The sequence below is a fragment of the Paraburkholderia yinzeri genome, assembly GCF_046581065.1.
Taxonomy (GTDB): domain Bacteria; phylum Pseudomonadota; class Gammaproteobacteria; order Burkholderiales; family Burkholderiaceae; genus Paraburkholderia.
In genome coordinates, this window is sequence record NZ_JBFOCJ010000001.1 from 658,394 (window position 1) to 677,480 (window position 19,087).

A 19,087-nucleotide genomic window follows, 5' to 3' on the forward strand; every position below is an offset into this window, starting at 1 on the left:
GAGTCCGACCCACCGCCGCAACAAGCCGTCCGGCGTTCCGTTTTTTCAGCAGCACCAGCAGGACCAGCAGCATCCGCCGTTCGTCGAGTCACCCGCGGGCAACGCGGGCTTCCGGGTACCAGGGGCCATCGCGCTCCGCTCACCGGAGGCCGACATCATGGCTCGACACGACGACGACGGCAGCAACGTCTTGCGGCTGTTCATGCGCAAGCAACCCCTCAACACCAGCGCCTCGCAAAAGGTCGCTTACGTCGGCCGCGGCATGGCCGAGGGCGCCCTGACCTGCCTCGCCACCTTTCTGGTGCTGTTCACGTTCACCATGCTGTTCGCGCCGGTCGGCGCCGAGCGCATCGGCAACCTCGATTTCTGGAGCGGCCTGTTCGGCAGCATCGCGCACCAGACCCTGCCCACCCATCCGTTCGAGGGCGCCGCGTACCGGTTCGGCAGCCTGTTCGACGAGTACCCGTTCGACATCGCCTGGCGCCTCGCGCTTGCGTTCGCGCCGTCGGCGGCGCTGGGCTGGTTCGTGTTCCGCGACACGGCCACGCCACGCGACAGCCAGGTGCACGTCGAGGGCGGCCGGTTCCACAACGGCGCGGAGGCGGTGAAACAACTGGCGATCGACACGGCTCCCCCGGCGCCGGCCAAAGGCAAGAAGGCGCCCGCGCAGTTGATGAAAATCCACCCGGACGTTCCGCCGTTGCTGCGCGACGTGTGGGTTCGGCACCAACTGATCATCGGCGCGTCGGGCGCCGGCAAGACCATGATCTTGCTGCACTGGCTGTTCCAGATGCACAAAGCAGAGGTCACGTTGCCCGACGGCACCACCGGCCCGTTCGGTCACAAGTTCGCGGCGGTTGACCAGAAGGGGGATTTTTCGCGGCTGTTCTGCAAGTTCGAGGACGGCGTGAGCGTCGGCGCCGCGCTGATCGACCCGTGGTCGGCGTTGTCGGACGTGTGGGACATCTACCGCGAACTGTCGCGCGACGATGCGCTGGAGGTGTTTTGCGCCACGATGTGGCCGACCAACCCGAACGCGTCGCAACCGTTTTTCACCGACGCCGCGCAGATCGTCGGCTACGGCGTGGTCGAGACGCTGCGCGTCGAACGGCGGCAACGGAAGATCGGCCGCTGGGGCTGGACGGAACTGTCCGAGCGCACCGGCCTGCCGCAGCCCGGCCTCGTCGCCCTGTTCAAGCCCTACGCGGCCAACGAGGACGGCAGCCCGAACCCGAACTACAACGCGGCGATCAACAAGGCGTACAACATCGTCATCGACCCGAACCCGGGCACCATGTCGGTCCTGTCCACGCTGATGAACGGCGCGAAACTGATCGACAACCTGGCGAAAGCCTGGCCCACGACGGTCCCGAACGACACGCGCCGCAAGATCGCGTTGTGCGACTGGGTGAAGGACGACTACACCGGGCCGCGGCAGATGGTCATTCGGGGCAAGCCGGACATGCCGCTGACGGAGAAGTACATCGCCGCGATGTTCAACGTCATGGCCCCGCTGCTGCTCGAACTGCGCGATTCCCGCAGCCGGCTCATCGGCGTGATCGTGGACGAACTGGCCGCGGTGAACCGGCTGAACATCATGGGCCTGCTCGACAAGGGCCGATCCAAAGGCGTGATGTTCACCGCCTGCTACCAGGACATCAACCAGATCAAACTCAAATACAGCCCGGAAGAAGCCAACACGATGTGGTCCCTGGTCGGCACCCGCATCGTCACGCGCACGTCGTCGGGCGACACCGCCAACAAACTGTCGGAGTGGTTTGGCAAACGTGTCGTCAACAAGATGAACACGTCCGTCACCGCGAACGGGCAGAGCGCCGCACAGCCCAACGTGACGAACTCGTACCACGAAGAAGCCACGTTGCTGGTCCGCCCGCATCAGATCAGCGACGAGAAGCACATGGGCGTGCGCAGCGACAGCAACACGCCTTACGGCTTCAAGGTCTCGGGCCTGCTGACGTTCGGCGGTTCCGTCTACAAACTCTGGTGGCCCGGTTTCAACGTGGACTCGCTGGTGCAATGCGAGACGGACGTGCCCGCCGCCTGGACGAAGCCGATGGACGAGCCGGAGGAACAAAACCAGCCGGAAACGACGGCCCCCGCCGCCGACGCTGACGCGACCGAGGGCGGCCACGAGGTGCAGGCCACCGACGAGCCCGACCTGGACATCGACGACCCGATGCCGCCGGACGACGAGCCGATCCCGCCGCGCGTCGTCGCGCTGCTCGACGAACCGGGCGAGCCGGAACCGCCCGTGGAGCCGCCGCCCGCTGCGAAGCCGGCCAAGGCCAAGCCGGCCGAGATCGACGAGGCCGACCTGGACAGCATGATCGAGGAAGCCGGTGAGGAGGTCGCCGCCGACCAGTTGAGCGAAGCGCTCGACGTGCCCGGCCTGGGCGTCGTGCTCGACGCGGTGAAGGTGATCGACATGTACCACGCCTCGAACAAGCCGGCGGGCAAGCCCGGCCAAGGCAAGACCGGCACCACGCCGCTGTTCCGCTGACGCTCGACGGGCGTACCTATATAGAGATGCGCCCGTTGACAGCGGCCCGCCGTACGAGACACTGACTTGAAGGCGTTAGTGCTAACGCCACACCACACCGACCGAGGGCCAGCATGGTCAAATCCACCCCATTGAACTCGAAGGGCTACGGCAAGAAAGGCGCCAACATCCTCCAGTACCTGAAAAACACCGAGTATTACCAAGGTTCAGACGGCAAAATGCAAAACCCCACGCGCTGGATCGGTGACGGCCCGGAGGCGCTGGGCCTGTCCGGCGTGGTCGATCACAAGGCGCTCGACCTCATGGCCGCCGGCCGTGGCCCGAACGGTGAGCCGCTGGTGGCGAACGCGGGCGCCGAGCACAACATGGGCTACGACCTGACGTTCAGCCCGTTCAAAACATTTTCCGTCGCGTGGGCACGGGCCAACCCCGAGGAGCGTGAGCGCCTGCTGGGCGCGCACCGTGCCGCGGTGGACCTGTCGCTGCAATATTTGAAGGAGAACCTGGACGTGCGCGCGGGCGCCGGTGGCACCGAGCGCATTGGGTGCTCCGAACTGTTCGCCGCCGGGTTCACGCACTTCACGAACCGCAACCTCGACCCGCAGGTTCACGAGCACGTGCTGTTGTTCAACGTGGTGCGTGGCGCGGACGGCAAGACCCGATCGCTGAACACCCGCGACCTGCAGCAGCACGTGTACGTCATGGACCAGATCCACAAAGGCGCGCTGGCCCATTCCCTGACCGAGATGGGCTACGCGGTGAACCGGGAGGTCGAACTGCACCAGCACACCGGCCGCGAGACCGGGCACGTCCGGTACGACATCGACGGCATCAGCCGCGAGGTGGTGCTGGCCGAGTCGAGCCGCCGCCTGGAACTGGTGAAGTACGCCGAAGAGCACAACGTGTCGTACAACCAGGCAACCCTCGCGACGCGCAAGAGCAAGGACGAGCCCGCGTTCGCCGAACTCGACCCGATGTGGTCGCAATCGTTCGCCCCGTTCGTCGAGAGCGGCGCCCTGCCGAGCAACGAGCAGCTGAAGCAGCGCCCGCAGCACGACCTGGCGATGCGCGACGACAAGGTCTTGCTCGAAAAACTGCACAAGACCGAGGCGAACGTCACGCGGCGCGACGTGGTGGCCCTGATCGCGGCCGAGGCCGGCCCGGCGTTCGGCCACGACCTGCAAAAACTCGATCGCATGGTCGATGATTTCATGCAGCGCAACGACTTCGTGCAGAAGCCCGAGAACAGCCGCGGCCAGGTGATGTACACGAGCCGGTGGGCCATCGAGACGGAGCGCAGCCTGGTGGCGAGCGACCAGGCGCTGCGCGCGAACACCGCGCACAACCTGTCGCCCGAACTGGTGCAGAAGGCCGTGGACGCGTTCGAGAAGCGCAAGACGGAGGAGCGGTTGCAGAAGGCGCTCGACGACCTCGACGCCGCCAAGGCCGCGGCCAAGGCCAGCCCCGACCAGCAGGCCAAAGCCGCGGCCAAGGTCGCGAAGGCCGAGGCCAAGGTGGCCGACGCGCGCAGCGCCCCGCCGATGAAACTGACGGACGAGCAGCGGCGCAACATCGACTACGCGGCGATGCAGACGGGCGGCGTCGCCAACCTGGTGGGCCGGGCCGGCACCGGCAAGACGTTCACCGCGCAGGTGTTCGTCGATGCGTACCGCGCAGCCGGTTACGACGTGCTGGGCGTGTCCGGCGGATGGAAGGCCACCAACAAACTGGCGGCCGAGGTCGAGGGCCTGGAAGCGCAAGCCCTGGCGCCGATGCTCGCACGCCTGGACGCCGGATCGCTGAAGCTGACTAGCCAAACGCTGATCGTCCTGGACGAGGCCGGTATGGTCGGTGTGTCCGATCGCGCGAAACTCGAACGCTACGTCGCCGAGGCCGGCGGGAAGATCGTCGCGGCCGGCGACGGGCGCCAGTTGAAATCGCCCACGGCGGGCGACTCGTTCCGCGCCTCGATCGACGTGGTGGGCTGCAGCGAGATGACCGACGTGCGCCGGCAGCGCAGCGCCGAGCACCGCCAGACCGTGGCGATGCTGTACGCCGCCGACAACGGCCGCGAACTGTTCAGCCGGATGCAAGACCACGGCCACATCGTCGAGGTCGAGGTGCCGGAGGCGATGAAGGACAAGGGCGAGGACCGCCAGGCCATCTACGAGCGCATCGCCCGCGACTGGGGCGAGAGCGCCGTGCCCGAGCGCAACCGCATGGTGATCGCCACGCGCAACGAAGACGTGCGCGGCCTGAACGACGCCATCCGGGCGGTGAAGCGCGAGAAGGGCCTGCTCACCGGCCCGGACGTGCCCATGCACATCGTCCCGAAAGCCAGCGAGACCGGCGCCACGGTACAGAAGGGGTTCGCCGTCGGCGATCGCATTCAGTTTCTGGACAAGCACGACGACGAGGCCAAGGCGCAGAAGGCGCTCAAGGCCCTGCGCGGCAACATCATCCGGGCGAAGCAAGGCCACGAGGTGATCGACCGCATGACCGGCCAGGCCATCACGCTCGCCGAGTTGCAAGCCCGCTTGCCCGAGGCCGAGCGCAAGGTGCGCACCGCCGGCCTGGGCGTGGTGAACGGTACGAACGCCATCATCGACCGCATCGAAGACCTGGGCGACGGCCAGAACCGCATCCACGCGACGATTCTGGACGACGTGCAGAAGGACGCCAAGGGCCGGCAGCAGGACGGCCGGCGCGTGTCGTGGAGCACCGCCGACCTGAACGCGTTCGACCACGCCAGCGCGATCACGAACCACGGCGGCCAAGGTCAGGGGGAGGAGGACGTGTTCGTGATGACGAGCACGACCGACGAGAACGACGCGATCCTCGTGCAGTTCACGCGCGAGAAGGACATGGTGAGGTTTTACGGGACCGACGACGATTTCCGGCACTTCCCTGAAGCCCTGGAAGCGTTGACCGTCAAGGGCAACGCCACCGACGACCTGCCCGCGCACATGCGTACCGAGCACGAGCAGGCCATGTTCGAGCGCGCCGCGGCGAAGTCCGCCGCCGAGCGCCAGGCGCTGGCCGACACCGCCCGCGAACAACTGAAAGGCATGGGCCTGGACGCGGCCACGACCGCGCACGATCGACGCGCGGACGTGGTGGACACGATGGCCGCCGAGCACGCGGCCCGCGTGCGCCAGACGCCGGACGCCCCGCCCGTCACCGCGGCGGTGAATCCCCGCGACGTGCCCGCGCTCAACGAGGCGATCCGGGCGCACATGCGCGCCGACGGTTCGATCACCGGCGACGACGTGACGCTCACCGTGGCGCGCGGTGCCGACTTCAACCCGACCGCGTTCCGGCCCGAGGCCGATGCGCGCGTGGCGCAGAACGACGATGGCGATCGGTGCTACCGGGGCACGCTCGTCGAAACCGGCACGGGCCTGGTCGATCCCAACGACCCGACGAGCAAATCGCCCTACGCGGTGATCCGCAGCCGTGACGGCCACGAGCACAAGGTGTTCGGCGTCGATGTCGCGCCGGCCATCGAGCGCGGCGGCGTCCAGCCGGGCGACACCATCGAACTGCGGCGCACCGGCGAGCAGCCGGTCGAAATCACCGACCGCAAGACCGGCGAAACGAAAACCGTGTTGCGCAACGGCTGGGAAGCCGCGCCGCACGACTTCGTGGCCCACGAACAGGCCCAGCGCGAGGCCCACACGGCCGAGGTGCAGCGGCAGCGCGACGCGGCCGAGAAGCCGACCGGGCAGGCCGAGTTGAAACTGGCCGTGGGCGACGTGGTGACGTTCGGCAGCCGGGGCGCCGCGCTGTACCACGGCATCGACGACGCGGGCGCACGCCTGACCATCACCGCCGTGGACGGCACCGACCCGGCCAACCCGAAGGCTACGGCGCGGTGGAACGGGCAGGACTTCACGTTGACGAACGGCGACCAGATCGAGCACGCGCACGCCGTACCGGTCTGGAAGGCCGCCCGCGACGCCAAGGCCGCGGACGTGCCCGCGCCGTTCGTGCAGGTCATGGCGAGCGAGGCGGACCGGATCGACCCGCAGGCGCTGCGCGACGTGCAGGCCAGCGCGGAGTCGCTGCACGTGCACGGCACCGGCCGCGCCTTCAAGGCCACGGCGCACGCGCACACCGAACACCAGGCGCAGCGCGAGCACCTGGTCGAGCGGACCGGCGAGGCCGTGCGCTCGATCAACGCCACCGCCACGGTGTCGATCGCCGAGAAGCCCGAGGCCGCGGCCAAGGAACTGGCCCAGGCGTGGGTCAAGAGCGACACGCCCGAGCGCGAGCGCCGCGCCGTGGGCGGTACGCCGCACGACGTGGCGCGGCTCACCGACGCCATCCGCGCCGCGAAGCGCGAGGCCGGCCAGTTGCACGGCGAGGACCACGCCGTGCGCGTGCGGGCCGGCACCACCAGCGTCGAGATGCCGGTGGCCGCGGGCGACCGCATGGTGCTGCGCACCGACAAGAACCTGTCGCTCGCGTTGCCGGTGAAACTGGAGGAGCCCATGAACGCCACGTTGCGCCTGAACACCGTGGGCCGTGGCGCCGACGGCGTGCTGCGCGCGACGGCCACGGTCGAGAGCAGCAACGAGCGCGACCGCAAGCACACGGTGACGCTCGACGAGGACCACCTGAAACGGTTCCGCCACGGGTACGCCACGACGCAGAAGGACGCGGCGAAGAACCCGAGCCCCGACGTGTTCGCACTGGTCGGCGAGCGCGACGCACCGGCCCGCGTCACCGCAGCCCTGGAGTCGGCCGGGCAGACCGCCGTGTTCACGACGCCGAAGGCGGCCGAGCGCCTGGCCGGGCACGTCGAGACGAGCGCCCGCGAGGCCGAGCGCGCGGTGCAGAACGCGGCCAAGACCGCCGAGCGGGCAACGGCCGGCCGCGACGCGATCCGCACGGCGATGGAAAAGCGGCAGGAGCAGGAGCGGGCACGCCAGCAGGCGGCCGAGGCCGCCCGGGCGGACGCGCAGCGCAAGGCCGCCGAGCAGGCCAAGCAGCAGGCCGAGGCCAAGGCGAAGCAACAACAGGCCGAGGAGAAGAAAAAGGCGCAGGAACGGGCTTGGGCCAAGGCCCTGGTGCCGCAGCGGGGCGGCGGCATCAACCTGTAAACGACAACGGGGCCGTGAGGCCCCGTTTCTCTTACGCCGCCGGAGCGTTCAGAAACGCCCGCAGATCGCCGAGTCTGTAATGCACCACGCCGTCCGGGCCGAACGGCTGCACCCATGCCGGGCCGCGGACTTCCTTGCGATCGGCGGACAGTTCAGCGACCGAGCGGCCCAGCAGTTTCGCCGCCTGGTCGGTGGTCAACATCAGGTCGTCGGCCCCGCTCTTCAGCAGTTCAGCCAGCACGGTGGCGTCGTTCAATGCGTTGCTCATGGTTTCCCCGTTTTTTGTATGGTCAAGGCGTGCTGCGCTTACGCTGGTGCGCCGGCAACGGTTCGGCGGTGGCCTCATCGGCCGCCGCGCCCAAGGCCGTACGGCCCTCGCCCACCTTGCGCTCGACCGCCGCCGCCTTGCGTTGCGTCAGGTACTCGTCGAGCGACAGCACCACGGCGCGGTCGTCGTCCGACAGCGCCTCGCCCAGCGTCAGCGACTTGAAAAAGTCCACGGGCACGCCCTGGTGGATCAAGAACGGCCACGTGTCGTCGAGGCCGGCGGTATCCAGGAACTCGCCGAACGACAGCGAGCCGAGCACGGCCTGTTGTTCCAGCAGGGTGGAAAACTCCCGTTGACCGAACATGAAGTCGCGCACCGCCCCCATGCGGTAACGCACCGCACCGCGCTCACCGTACGGCTTCTGCCACTTCGGGCCGGTCCCAGCCTTGCGGTCGTCCTCGACCTGCTCGTACGACCGGCTCGTCAGCATCGCGACCTGCTGCGGCGTGATCCACATCTCGTCCGACACCGTTTTACGGTCCTCAAGGCTCGCGATCAAAAGCAAGTCCACCCTAGTGAGTTCGTCGTTCTTTTTTGCCACGGTCGTGTCCAGTGCGTCCTGTTGTTGCGTGCCCGAAATGGTACCGCACCCGGGAGCCAAAGGAGCCAGGACGGGGAACGACGGGGAAAAGCCGGGTTCAGCAGGGAGCCAAGAGGGAGCCAAAACCAAAAACTGCTGGCAGGGAGCCAAGCCGGGAGCCACGGCGGAAGCGTTGAAAAAGGCGGGAGGTTCGGCGAGGCCGTCGGGCGCAAAGCCTTGCTGGGCAAGGCTTTGGCGGAAATGAAAAAGCCCGCTTGCGCGGGCTTTTTCACTGAAACTGATGGTGGCCTGGGACGGAATCGAACCATCGACACGCGGATTTTCAATCCGCTGCTCTACCAACTGAGCTACCGGGCCAACGAAGAAGAGAGAGTATAGCGGGGCATAGCGAACCGCGCAAGCCCCTTATTCGCCCTTGCTCTTGCCGAGGTCTACGCCGAGCTGCTTGAGCTTGCGGTACAGGTGCGTGCGTTCGAGCCCTGTTTTCTCCGCCACGCGCGTCATGCTCCCGTTCTCGCGCGCGAGGTGGTACTCGAAGTAGGCGCGCTCGAAAGCATCGCGCGCATCGCGCAACGGGATGTCGAACGAGATCGAGGCCGTCTGCGCCGGCGGCGCGACGCTCGCCGCGCCGTCGGCCGCGATCACCGGCAACGCCGCCGCGGAAGCGACAGCCGCGGGACCGGCCGCTGCCGGGCCGGCCGCTTCGCGCGCAACCGGTGTCGCCGTGCCGCGCGCGAGCCCCTGCTCGACAGCCTTCAGCAGCTTCTGCAGTGCGATCGGCTTTTCGAGGAAGTTCAGTGCGCCGATCTTCGTCGCCTCGACGGCGGTGTCGATCGTCGCGTGCCCCGACATCATGATGACCGGCATGGTCAGTTGCCCCTGCGCCGCCCATTCCTTGAGCAGCGTGACACCATCGGTATCCGGCATCCAGATATCGAGCAGCACCAGGTCGGGCACCTGGCGCAAGCGGAAGTCGCGCGCCTCCTGCGCGTCCTCCGCAAGCTCCACGACGTGCCCTTCGTCGCTCAGGATCTCCGAGAGCAGTTCCCGGATACCCATTTCATCGTCTACCACCAGGATGGTTGCCATTTACGCTGCCCTTGTCTGCACTGTTGCTTGTGTTCCCCGCTCCCCCGCATGCGCGCCGCGCTCGCCCGGGGGGGGCGTCGCGGCATCATCGGCCAACTGGAGAAAAAGAATCGAGATCTGCGCGCCTTCGATCACGTCGCCCGCCTTCATGCGGTTACGGATGTCGATACGCGCACCGTGCTCGTCGACGATCTTCTTGACCATCGCAAGCCCGAGTCCTGTTCCTTTGGCTTTGGTCGTAACGTAGGGTTCGAACGCACGCGTCAGGATACGCGCCGGAAAGCCCGGTCCGTTGTCCGATATCGTGAGGCGCACCGCCACGTGCGTGCGGCCGGTCGCGTCCGGGTCACCGTATTCTACGGCGCGCGTTTCGAGCACGACATGTGGGTTCGGTGTGTCGGCCACCGCATCCTGCGCGTTCTGCAGCAGGTTGTGGATGACCTGGCGCAATTGCGTCGCGTCGCCGCGTATCACCGGCAACGTCGAGAGTTCCACCTTGATCGCGCTCTTGCCCTCTTCCGCGCCGTAGAGCGTCAGCACTTCGCTCACGAGCTCGTTCAGCTGCAGGTTCGCGAGCACCGCCGGCGGCGTGCGCGCGTAGTCGCGGAAGTTGTCCACCATCTGCTTCATCGCCGCGACCTGGTTCACGATCGTCGTTGCGCCGCGCTTGAGCACTTCGGCGTCGGCGGGCGCGAGCTTGTCGGTGAGCTTCATCTGCAGGCGCTCCGCCGAAAGCTGGATCGGCGTGAGCGGGTTCTTGATCTCGTGCGCGAGACGCCGCGCCACTTCGCCCCATGCTACCGAACGCTGCGCCGAAATCACGTCGGAGATGTCGTCGAACACCACGACGTAGCCCGAGGTTTGCATGTCGCCGGCGTCGCGGCCCGTGTCGGAAACGAGGCGCGCGCCGCGCACGAGCAGCGTGAGCGGATCGGCTTCGCCGGGAATGGGCACCGAGAATTGCTGCTGCCAGTGGCCACGCCGCTTGTCGCTGTCGCTGCTCGCCGCCTCCTGGTCCGCAAAGGCCTTGCGCACCATCGCGCCGAACTCCGCGAGCACCGCGATGTGATCGAGCGCCACGCCGAGCTGCGCTTCGAACTGCTGACGGAAGATGCGCTCCGCGCCGGGGTTCGCCGTGGTGAGACGGAACTGGCGGTCGAACACGAACACGCCCGCCGTGAGATTCGTGAGAATGCTCTCGAGGTATGCCTTCGAATGCTCGAGCGCGACACGGTTCTTCTCGACGGCGAGGCGCGCATCGGCAAGCTGGCGTGTCATCGCATTGAAAGACTGCGTGAGGAAGCCGAGTTCGTCGCGCGACTTGATTTCGCGCTTGGGCGTGTAGTCGCCTTCGGTCACTTCCTTCGTGCCCTGCGCAAGCAGGAAGAGCGGCCGCGCGAGCTGGTTGCCGAGCGCGAGCGCCAGCATCATCGCCACGAAGGTCGCGAGGAAAAGCGCGAGCGTGAGCGTGCCGATGTACATCTTGCGCAGGCCCGTGCGGCCGAGCGACTTCTCCTGGTACTCGCGATACGCGCGCTGCACCGCATCGGCATTGCGCGCGAGCCCGGCAGGCACCGGCTGCTCCAGTTGCAGGAAGCGCTCCGTCGGCTGCAGGTCGGTGGTGTTCGCATCGGGAATGCGCGTGACGACGCGTAGCCGCAGCGCGCCCTTGGGCCCGAGTTCGCGGGGATCGCCGTCGACCTCGCCTTCTATCGCCGCATAGCCGTGCCCGCGCGCCTGGTCGATCATGAGCTGGGTCGGCATGTCGGCGGGCATCAGCGACGAAAAATTGCTCGACGCCTGGGCCACCACGTGCATCTCCGGCGTTGCGCCCGACATGCTGCGCACGGGCGCGACGATCATCGCGTCCTGCACGCCGAACTGGTCGCGCGTGCGCAGGAGCGTGAGCGTCGTGCCGGCCGAGTCGGCGCTCGAAATCTGCTCGGCCATCAGGCGCGCCTTGGTCTGCAGGTCCGAGAGCGAGGCATCGAGCATGCCGCGGCCGAGATTCAGGCCGGACGTGAGCGCGGTCTCGATGTTCACGTCGAACCACGACTCGATCGAGCGCGAAACGAACTGATACGAAACGATGTAGATGATGCCGCCCGGCACCACGCCCACGAGCGCGAAGAAGAACGCGAGCTTGGCCAATAGCCGCGTGCCGAACTTCCCCCGCCTCAAGCGCACGACGATCACGATCACGAGCGCCGTCACCACCGAAAGGAAGATCAGCGCGACGACGATGTTGGCCGCATAGAGCCAGCCGTAGTAGCGGTCGAAGAACTCGGTGTTCGCGCTCGCCGCGGCGAGCAGCACGAGCAGCAGCGTCGCGGTGAAGGCGACGGTGGACACGAGCAGCCTGACGACGATGCTGCTGACGCTGGTGGCGCGGCGCACTTTATTTAGCACGTTCGGTCACCGTGAAGTTGAAGCGCTTCCAGTCGGAGGCGAGATTCCAGTCGCGGTTGTTGACCGCGTCGATCTGGAACGGCTTGGGCATGAGCGCGACATCCAGTTGCATGCGCACCGAAGCGGTATAGGTTTCGCCGGGATGCACGTCGGTGCGGTCGATCACGTGCCAGGAGGTCACGTGCTTGATGACGGCGAGCGCTTCGCCCAGCGTCGAGAAGCCGAGCTGCAGGCCGCCGCTCGAAACGCGATATTCGCGCGTGAGCGGCTGGAATGACAGACGGATGCTTTGCGACACGCTGACGGGCTGCTCGTCGAACCAGTACCAGCGCGCTCGCGTGAGTTCGAAGTCGGTGGTGAAGTAGAGCGGGATGCCCTTGTTGACCGCGTCTTCCAGGCTGCTGTTGAGGTCGAAGTCGAAGCGGGCGTCGAGGCTCCAGCCGTTGCCGTCGGCCTCCAGCGACGCGCGCTGCACCGAAATCGAATCGGCGCGCGCCGGCGTCGCGGCGATGAAGCCGGCGACCAGCGCGATCCAGATCAGGGCCGCGAGCCGCAGCGGGAAGAAGCGTTTGATGATCACCGTTTCTGAAAGCGCGCGTAGAAAAATCCGTCGTGATCGGCGGTGCGAACGGCAACGGTGCGAGCTTGCGCCTCGTTGCCGGCCGCAAATGGCCGCGCCTCGCTGGCTGCGCCGCTCCTGCTCCCCCCGGGCCGCACGCCATCGGCCGCAGGCAGCAATTGCCCCGGCGCGTCCAATCGTACAGCATCCGCATGGGTGCTTTCAAACCAGCGCGCCTGCGCCTCGCCTTCCTCGGGAAAGATCGAGCAGGTCACGTAGAGCAATTCCCCGCCCGGCTTCAGGAGTGCCCATAGCGCATCGACGATGCGGCGCTGAGTCTGCGCCAGCGCCGCGATATCGCCCTGGCGGCGCAGCCAGCGAATGTCGGGATGGCGGCGCACGATGCCCGAGGCCGAGCACGGCACGTCGGCGAGGATGCGGTCGAACGGCTGGCCATCGTACCAGGCGGCGGGGTCGCCCGCGTCGCCGACCACCACCTGCGCGCGCCGCGCGGGATGCTCAGGATCGGGTTGGGCGAAGCCAAGGCGCGCGAAGTTTTCGCCGATACGCATAGCACGCGTGGCATCGCTTTCGAGCGCAACCAGGTCGATGTCGGCAAGCTCGAGCAGGTGGCCGCTCTTGCCGCCGGGCGCGGCGCAGGCGTCGAGCACACGCATGCCGTCGCGCACGTCCAGCAACGGCGCCGCGATCTGCGCGCCGGCGTCCTGCACGGAAACGTCGCCGGCGAAGAAGCCCGGAATGCGATCGACAGGCAGCGGCGCCGCCAGGCGCACCGCGTGCTCGCCAATCTGCGCTGCCTCGATGTGCTCCGCCTCCAGACGCTTCACGTAGTCGGCCGCGCTCGTGCGGCGCGCATTCGCGCGCAGCGTGAGCGGGCCCTGCGTATTGCCGGCGGCGAGTATCGCCTGCCATGCGTCGGGCCAGGCAGCGCGCGTGGCATCGATCCACCAGCGCGGGTAGTTCCAGCTCGCCGCCTCGTCGCTCCGGGCGGAAGCCAGCAAAGCTTCGCGCTCGCGCAGGAAGCCGCGTAGCACCGCGTTCACGAGCCCCTTCGCGAAGGCCATGTCGCGGCGCGCGCTCACTGCTCGCACTGCCTGATCGACGACGGTAAATGGGGTATAAGCGGCATTCGCCTCGTCGTCGACGAGCAGCGCGAACGCGCACGCCAGCAGGTTCACGACCGGCGGAGGCGGCGCCTTGCTCACACGCTGACGGATCAGCCAGTCGACCAGACCGAGACGGCGCATTGTCCGGTAGGCGATGTCCTGAACGGCCCCGCGCGCGAGCGGCGCGAAATCGGCGGGCAGCGCGGCGAAAGCGCTCGCTAGTGCGGCGGGCAGCGCCGCGCCGGCGCGCACGGCGCCAACCGCCTGCGCGGCCTGGTCGAGCGCGAAGCCGAGCGAATCGGGGGTCAGACGTACGGCCGTGGCAGGCCTGGGCGCGGACTGGGTAGCACGATGGCCGCGTGACGGGCCTGAAGACCGCCGGGAGGAGCTGGATGTCATGGAAAAACCGGAAGCCGGCCGCGCGAGCATCGCGGCGCAAACGTTGCATTGTAGCGTGGCGTAGGCGCAACGCCTGCAATGCACCGGAACGCCATGCAATCCTCGCGCAAACAAAAAAGCAGGCACGCGGCCTGCCCTTTCGTCGCGATGGCGAATGACGTGGGCTTAGTCGAAGCGCCCCGTGCGCGCCATTTCCATGAGACGCGCAATGCGCTCTTCCGTGGCCGGGTGAGTCGAGAACAGATTCTGGATGCCGCCGCCGGAGAGCGGGTTCATGATCATCATCTGCGCGGTGGCGGGATGCGCTTCGGCCGCAGGGAACGGAACGCCCTGCGCGTAGCGATGGATCTTGTCGAGCGCCGACGCAAGAGCCTGCGGATCGCCCGAAATCTGCGCGCCGCCCCGGTCCGCTTCGAATTCGCGTGCCCGCGAAATCGCCATCTGGATCAGCGCGCCGGCAATCGGGGCGAGCAGCGCAACGGCGATACTGGCGATCGGGTTGGCCGGACGGCCGTTCTCATCGCGGCCGCCGAAGAACATTGCAAAGTTCGCGAGCGCCGAAATCGCGCCAGCCATCGTGGCGGAGATCGTCGAAATGAGGATGTCGCGGTGCTTCACGTGCGCGAGTTCGTGCGCCATGACACCCCGCATCTCGCGCTCGGAGAGGACCCGCAGGATGCCGGTGGTGGCCGCAACGGCCGCGTGCTCGGGATTGCGGCCCGTAGCGAACGCGTTGGGTGCGTCTTCGTTGATGAGGTACACGCGCGGCATCGGCAGATTGGCGCGCGTGGCCAGCTCGCGGACCATGCGGTAAAACTGCGGCGCCGTGGTCTCATCCACTTCCTGCGCGTTGTACATGCGCAGGACCATCTTGTCCGAGAACCAGTACGAGAAGAAGTTCATGGCAAGCGCGATCACGAGCGCCAGCATCATGCCGCGCTGGCCCCCGATCATGCCGCCGATCGCGATAAAGAGGGCCGTAATCGCGGCCATCAACATCGCGGTTTTGACCCAGTTGAACATGTGATGTGCTCCTTCACCCAGATGGGATTCAAATCGTCAGGCACCCGCCAAGAAAAAGCGGCGAGCGCAATGTAAGCGATTTGTTAGATATGGGCGAGCGCGAAAAATTCAACTTCAGCGCGTGGCGGTGGCAAGCTTCACGCCCAGACCGACGAACGCCGTGCCGACCGTGCGGTCGAGCCACTTCTTGACGCCGGGCTTGCCCGAGAAACGCCGCGTGACGCTGCCGGAGATCCAGGCGACGAAGCTGTTCCAGACCGTGCTCATCAACACGAACACGACGCCCAGCGCGAGGAACGCGAGCGCCTTGTGGGCGCTCTCCGTGCTCACGAACTGCGGAAAGAACGAGACGAAGAACAGCACGACCTTGGGGTTGAGCACGTTGGTCCAGAAACCTTGCAGAAAAAGCTGGCGCAGCGGACGCGGCGCCGGGGCGGTGCTGGACAGCTCGGCCTCCGCGGCCTCGGTCGGGGTGCGCTCCGTCTTCGCGAAGATCAGCCGCGTACCCAGATAGACGAGGTAGATCGCGCCGACGAACTTGACGACGGTAAACGCCGTGGCGGACGCCGCCAGCAGCGCAGTGAGACCAAATGCGCAGGCGAGCGCATGCACACAGCATCCAGCCGAGATGCCGAGCGCGGAGATAAGACCGGCGCTGCGCCCTTGCGCGACGCTACGACCAACGATGTAAGCGGTATCCGGGCCCGGCGTCACGTTCAACAGAAAGACCGCGACGCAGAAAAAACCAAAATGGGTAATGCCGAGCATGACGTCCTTAGGAAATACGAATCAGGCGAGTCGATTCTAACGCGCCTCGCAGTGCACTCGGGATCTGCCGAACGGACGACTGGCGGGTATCGGTGCCGTCGCTCAGACTGCCGATGATTCCGGGAGTTCGAAGCGCTGGCCCGCGACGAGCGGCAGGCCCGCCAGGAACTCGCGCGCCGGCAGACGTTTGCCGCCGGGCTTCTGCAGTTGCGTTACGCGCAGCGCGCCCTCGCCGCATGCGACTACGACACCGGCGGGCGTAACGTCCAGAATCTGGCCCGGCACGGCGCCCGCGGGGAGAGGCGCGCCGTCGGCCGGCTCGGCAGCCCATAGCTTGAGCTGCGCGCCGTCCAGCGTCGCAGCGCCGCCCGGAAACGGATCGAATGCGCGAATCTGGCGTGCCAGCACGAGCGCCGGGCGGCGCCAGTCTAGCTGCGCCTCCTGCTTGCCGATTTTTTCGGCATAGGTCGCGCCCTCGGCCGGCTGCGGCGTCGCGGGCAAAGCGCCGTTGCGCTCCAGTCCGGCCAGCGCTTCGACGATCATCTGCGCACCCCGCTGCGCGAGGCGGTCGTGCAGCGTGGCCGTCGTATCGCCGGGCGCGATCGGCATGCGTGCCTCCACGATCATCGGACCGGTGTCGAGGCCCGCGTCCATCTGCATCAGCGTAATGCCGGTCTCGGCGTCGCCCGCCTCGATCGCGCGGTGGATCGGCGCAGCGCCGCGCCAGCGCGGCAAGAGCGATCCATGGATGTTGATGCAGCCGTGCGGCGGGATATCGAGGACTTCCTGCGGCAGGATCAGGCCGTAGGCGGCCACGACCATGACGTCGTGCGGCGTCGCGCGCAGCAGGTCCAGCGCGGCGGCCGCTTCCTCGGGATACTTGCCCGCGCGGCGCAGCGACGTGGGCTGCGCGATGGCCAAGCCGTGCTCCTGCGCGTAACGCTTGACCGGGCTCGCCTGCAGCTTCATCCCGCGCCCTGCCGGGCGGTCGGGCTGGGTCAGCACGAGCGGGACCGGGAAGCCCGATTCATGGATCGCCGCGAGCGCCGCGGCGGCGAATTCCGGCGTGCCGGCAAAGATGACGCGAAGGGAGTGGCTCATGAGCGCTCGGAAAACCAGTCGATCAAGGAAACGGCGCAGCGGCGCAAAGCGGGCGTAAAAATGGGCCCAAGCGCGTCACATCGCGCGTTCGAGCTTCTTCATCTTGTTCTTGATGCGCGTCTGCTTGAGCGACGAGAGGTATTCGACGAAGACGCGCCCCGTCAGGTGATCCATCTCGTGCTGGATGCACACGGCGAGCAGGCCTTCGCAGTCGACTTCGTAGGTCTCGCCCTTCTCGTTCTGCGCACGCACGCGCACTTTTTCCGCGCGCTCGACGTTGTCGTAGATGCCCGGCACCGAGAGGCAGCCCTCTTCGTTGAGCTTGCGCTCGTCGCTCGACCAGACGATCTCCGGGTTGATGAACACGCGCAACTCTTCGTGCGTATCGGAGACGTCGATCACCACGACGCGCTCGTGCACGTCCACCTGGGTCGCCGCAAGGCCGACGCCGGGTGCGGCGTACATCGTCTCGGCCATGTCGGCCACGAGCTTGCGGATGCGGTCGTCGAAGACCTCGACCGGCTTCGCAATTTTGTGCAGACGCTTGTCCGGGTAATGAAGGATGTTCAGTAGAGCCATGATTTAACGGAGTTTCTCGGGGCGCCGGTAGCGATGGGCGTCGCGCAGACTAGCCATTCGGCCAGCTTGTCGGACCGTCGCAGGATAGCGAGGATAGTCGGACGATACGGCCGGATTCAACGCGCCGCCCGCCCCGCAGGCCTGTGCCAACTGCCAATGTCTACGCAACGCCTCGGGGAAGCGCCGCATTGTATTTCGGATGGTGAAAATTTTATCACGACGGGTTGCAATGCGCCCGGCGTGGGAGTTCCTGCCATGCTCGCCACCTTGCCGCTCGCCGCGGACGAACGTGCCGCCTGGCTGCGCCTTGCCACGGCACGCGGCCTGAAACCGGCAGCGCTACGCGCGCTGCTCGGCGCCTTCGGGTTGCCTCAAAACGTGCTGGCGCAGCCATTCGCCGCCCTCGCCTCCACAGCCGGCACCGAAGCAGCACGCGCAGCGCTGGGCCCCCCAGCGGCAGATTTTGCGGCGCAACTCGACACGCTGGAAACATGGTGCGCAACGCCCGGCAACACGCTGCTCACACTTGCCGATCCGGCCTACCCGCCGCGGCTCTTCAGCACGTCCGATCCGCCACCGCTCCTCTACGTGCAAGGCCGCATCTCGCTGCTGCACGAACGCAGTATTGCCGTGGTCGGCAGCCGCAGCGCCACGCCACCGGCGCTCGAAGACGCCGCGCGCTTCGGACGCGCATTCGCCGCCTCGGGCCTCGTCGTCGTATCCGGGCTCGCACTCGGCGTAGACGGTGCCGCGCATCGTGGCGCGCTCGACGAATCCGGCGCAACCGTGGCGGTCGTCGGCACCGGAATCGATCTCGTATATCCGGTCGCGCACCGCGCGCTCGCCGCGCGAATCGCCGAGCGCGGCGCGGTCGTCTCCGAATGGCCGCTCGGCACGCCCGCGCGTTCCGCAAACTTCCCGCAGCGTAACCGCGTGATCGCAGCGCTCGTCGAGGGCGTTCTGGTCGTGGAAGCCGCCATGCGCTCGGGCTCGCTCATCACCGCGCGGCTCGCCAACGAAATGGGGCGCGACGTATTCGCGCTGCCGGGATCGATACACGCGCCGCTCACTCGCGGCTGCCATCGATTAATCAAGCAGGGCGCGCAGCTCGTCGAGACACCGGAGGAAGTGCTCGAATCGCTCGGCGCATTGCATTCGGCAGTTCGACCCAACGCACGCCCGAAACACGCTGCCCGCAACAGCCGAGGCACGCCCTGCCAACTGGCTTTACCGGCAAGCGCCACCGTGCCCGACGGGGACGCCCAAGCCCCGGCGATGCCACGGGAAACCAAACGGCCCGCCAGCCTCGGCCCCGAAGCCCAGCGGCTGCTCGACGCCCTGGGTCACGCGCCGGCCACGCTTGAAATCCTCGCGCAGCGCACCGACATGGCCGAAGCGGCGCTGCAAGCCATCCTGCTGCACCTGGAGCTGGCCGGCTACCTCAGCGCCTTGCCCGGCGGGCGGTTCGTGAGGGCGACACCTCGCTAGCGCCGGCGTGTTACATTCGCGCCAAATGCAACGCCTCTATATATAAGAGT

At 67.3% G+C, this 19,087-nt stretch carries 13 protein-coding genes and 1 tRNA gene; 3 read left to right on the forward strand and 11 right to left on the reverse strand.

The window, feature by feature from the left end; genetic code table 11:
- Positions 1-157: 157 nt before the first annotated feature.
- Both WJ542_RS03210 and mobF read left to right on the forward strand, forming a co-directional pair.
- Positions 158-2,521, forward strand: a complete 2,364-nt coding sequence (locus WJ542_RS03210; protein WP_411187777.1) for a type IV secretion system DNA-binding domain-containing protein — start codon at positions 158-160, stop codon at positions 2,519-2,521.
- A 113-nt stretch (positions 2,522-2,634) separates the two neighbouring features.
- Complete coding sequence (gene mobF, locus WJ542_RS03215; RefSeq protein WP_411187779.1) at positions 2,635-7,626, forward strand: MobF family relaxase; 4,992 nt, start codon at positions 2,635-2,637, stop codon at positions 7,624-7,626.
- A gap of 31 nt (positions 7,627-7,657) precedes the next feature.
- Here the strand turns inward: mobF and WJ542_RS03220 are convergent, their stop codons facing one another.
- The 11 genes from WJ542_RS03220 to def form a co-directional block, all read right to left on the reverse strand.
- On the reverse strand, positions 7,658-7,894 hold the full coding sequence (locus WJ542_RS03220) for a hypothetical protein (RefSeq protein ID WP_060091675.1): 237 nt from the start codon (positions 7,892-7,894) through the stop codon (positions 7,658-7,660).
- Between the two features lie 22 nt (positions 7,895-7,916).
- Positions 7,917-8,495, reverse strand: coding sequence for a hypothetical protein (locus WJ542_RS03225; RefSeq protein ID WP_411187781.1), 579 nt, complete (start codon positions 8,493-8,495; stop codon positions 7,917-7,919).
- A gap of 281 nt (positions 8,496-8,776) precedes the next feature.
- A tRNA-Phe gene (locus WJ542_RS03230) sits at positions 8,777-8,852 on the reverse strand.
- Positions 8,853-8,900: 48 nt separating this feature from the next.
- Positions 8,901-9,584, reverse strand: coding sequence for a response regulator transcription factor EsaR (esaR, locus tag WJ542_RS03235; protein WP_027793215.1), 684 nt, complete (start codon positions 9,582-9,584; stop codon positions 8,901-8,903).
- A complete protein-coding gene (locus WJ542_RS03240) occupies positions 9,585-11,993 on the reverse strand; it encodes a sensor histidine kinase (RefSeq protein WP_411187783.1) in 2,409 nt (802 codons plus the stop codon). It lies immediately after the preceding gene.
- Positions 11,983-12,573, reverse strand: a complete 591-nt coding sequence (locus WJ542_RS03245) for a DUF4390 domain-containing protein (protein ID WP_411187785.1) — start codon at positions 12,571-12,573, stop codon at positions 11,983-11,985. The genes WJ542_RS03240 and WJ542_RS03245 overlap by 11 nt, the downstream gene beginning before the upstream one ends.
- The gene (gene rsmB / locus WJ542_RS03250; RefSeq protein ID WP_411187787.1) at positions 12,570-14,078 is read right to left on the reverse strand and encodes a 16S rRNA (cytosine(967)-C(5))-methyltransferase RsmB; all 1,509 of its coding nucleotides are present in this window, start codon (positions 14,076-14,078) and stop codon (positions 12,570-12,572) included. Before rsmB ends, WJ542_RS03245 begins: the two co-directional genes overlap by 4 nt.
- Positions 14,079-14,243: 165 nt before the next feature.
- Positions 14,244-15,101, reverse strand: a complete 858-nt coding sequence (htpX, locus tag WJ542_RS03255; protein WP_411187789.1) for a zinc metalloprotease HtpX — start codon at positions 15,099-15,101, stop codon at positions 14,244-14,246.
- 114 nt (positions 15,102-15,215) lie between these two features.
- Positions 15,216-15,869, reverse strand: a complete 654-nt coding sequence (locus WJ542_RS03260) for a LysE family translocator (RefSeq protein WP_411187791.1) — start codon at positions 15,867-15,869, stop codon at positions 15,216-15,218.
- Positions 15,870-15,971: 102 nt separating this feature from the next.
- Positions 15,972-16,970 carry a methionyl-tRNA formyltransferase gene (fmt, locus tag WJ542_RS03265; protein WP_411187793.1) on the reverse strand — a complete coding sequence of 333 codons (999 nt, stop codon included), beginning with the start codon at positions 16,968-16,970 and terminating at the stop codon, positions 15,972-15,974.
- 75 nt (positions 16,971-17,045) lie between these two features.
- Positions 17,046-17,549 carry a peptide deformylase gene (gene def / locus WJ542_RS03270; protein ID WP_411187795.1) on the reverse strand — a complete coding sequence of 168 codons (504 nt, stop codon included), beginning with the start codon at positions 17,547-17,549 and terminating at the stop codon, positions 17,046-17,048.
- Between the two features lie 255 nt (positions 17,550-17,804).
- On the opposite strand from def, the gene dprA reads away from it, so the two are divergent.
- Entirely contained in the window at positions 17,805-19,037 is a 1,233-nt protein-coding gene (gene dprA, locus WJ542_RS03275) for a DNA-processing protein DprA (RefSeq protein ID WP_411187797.1), read from the forward strand.
- Positions 19,038-19,087: the final 50 nt, after the last annotated feature.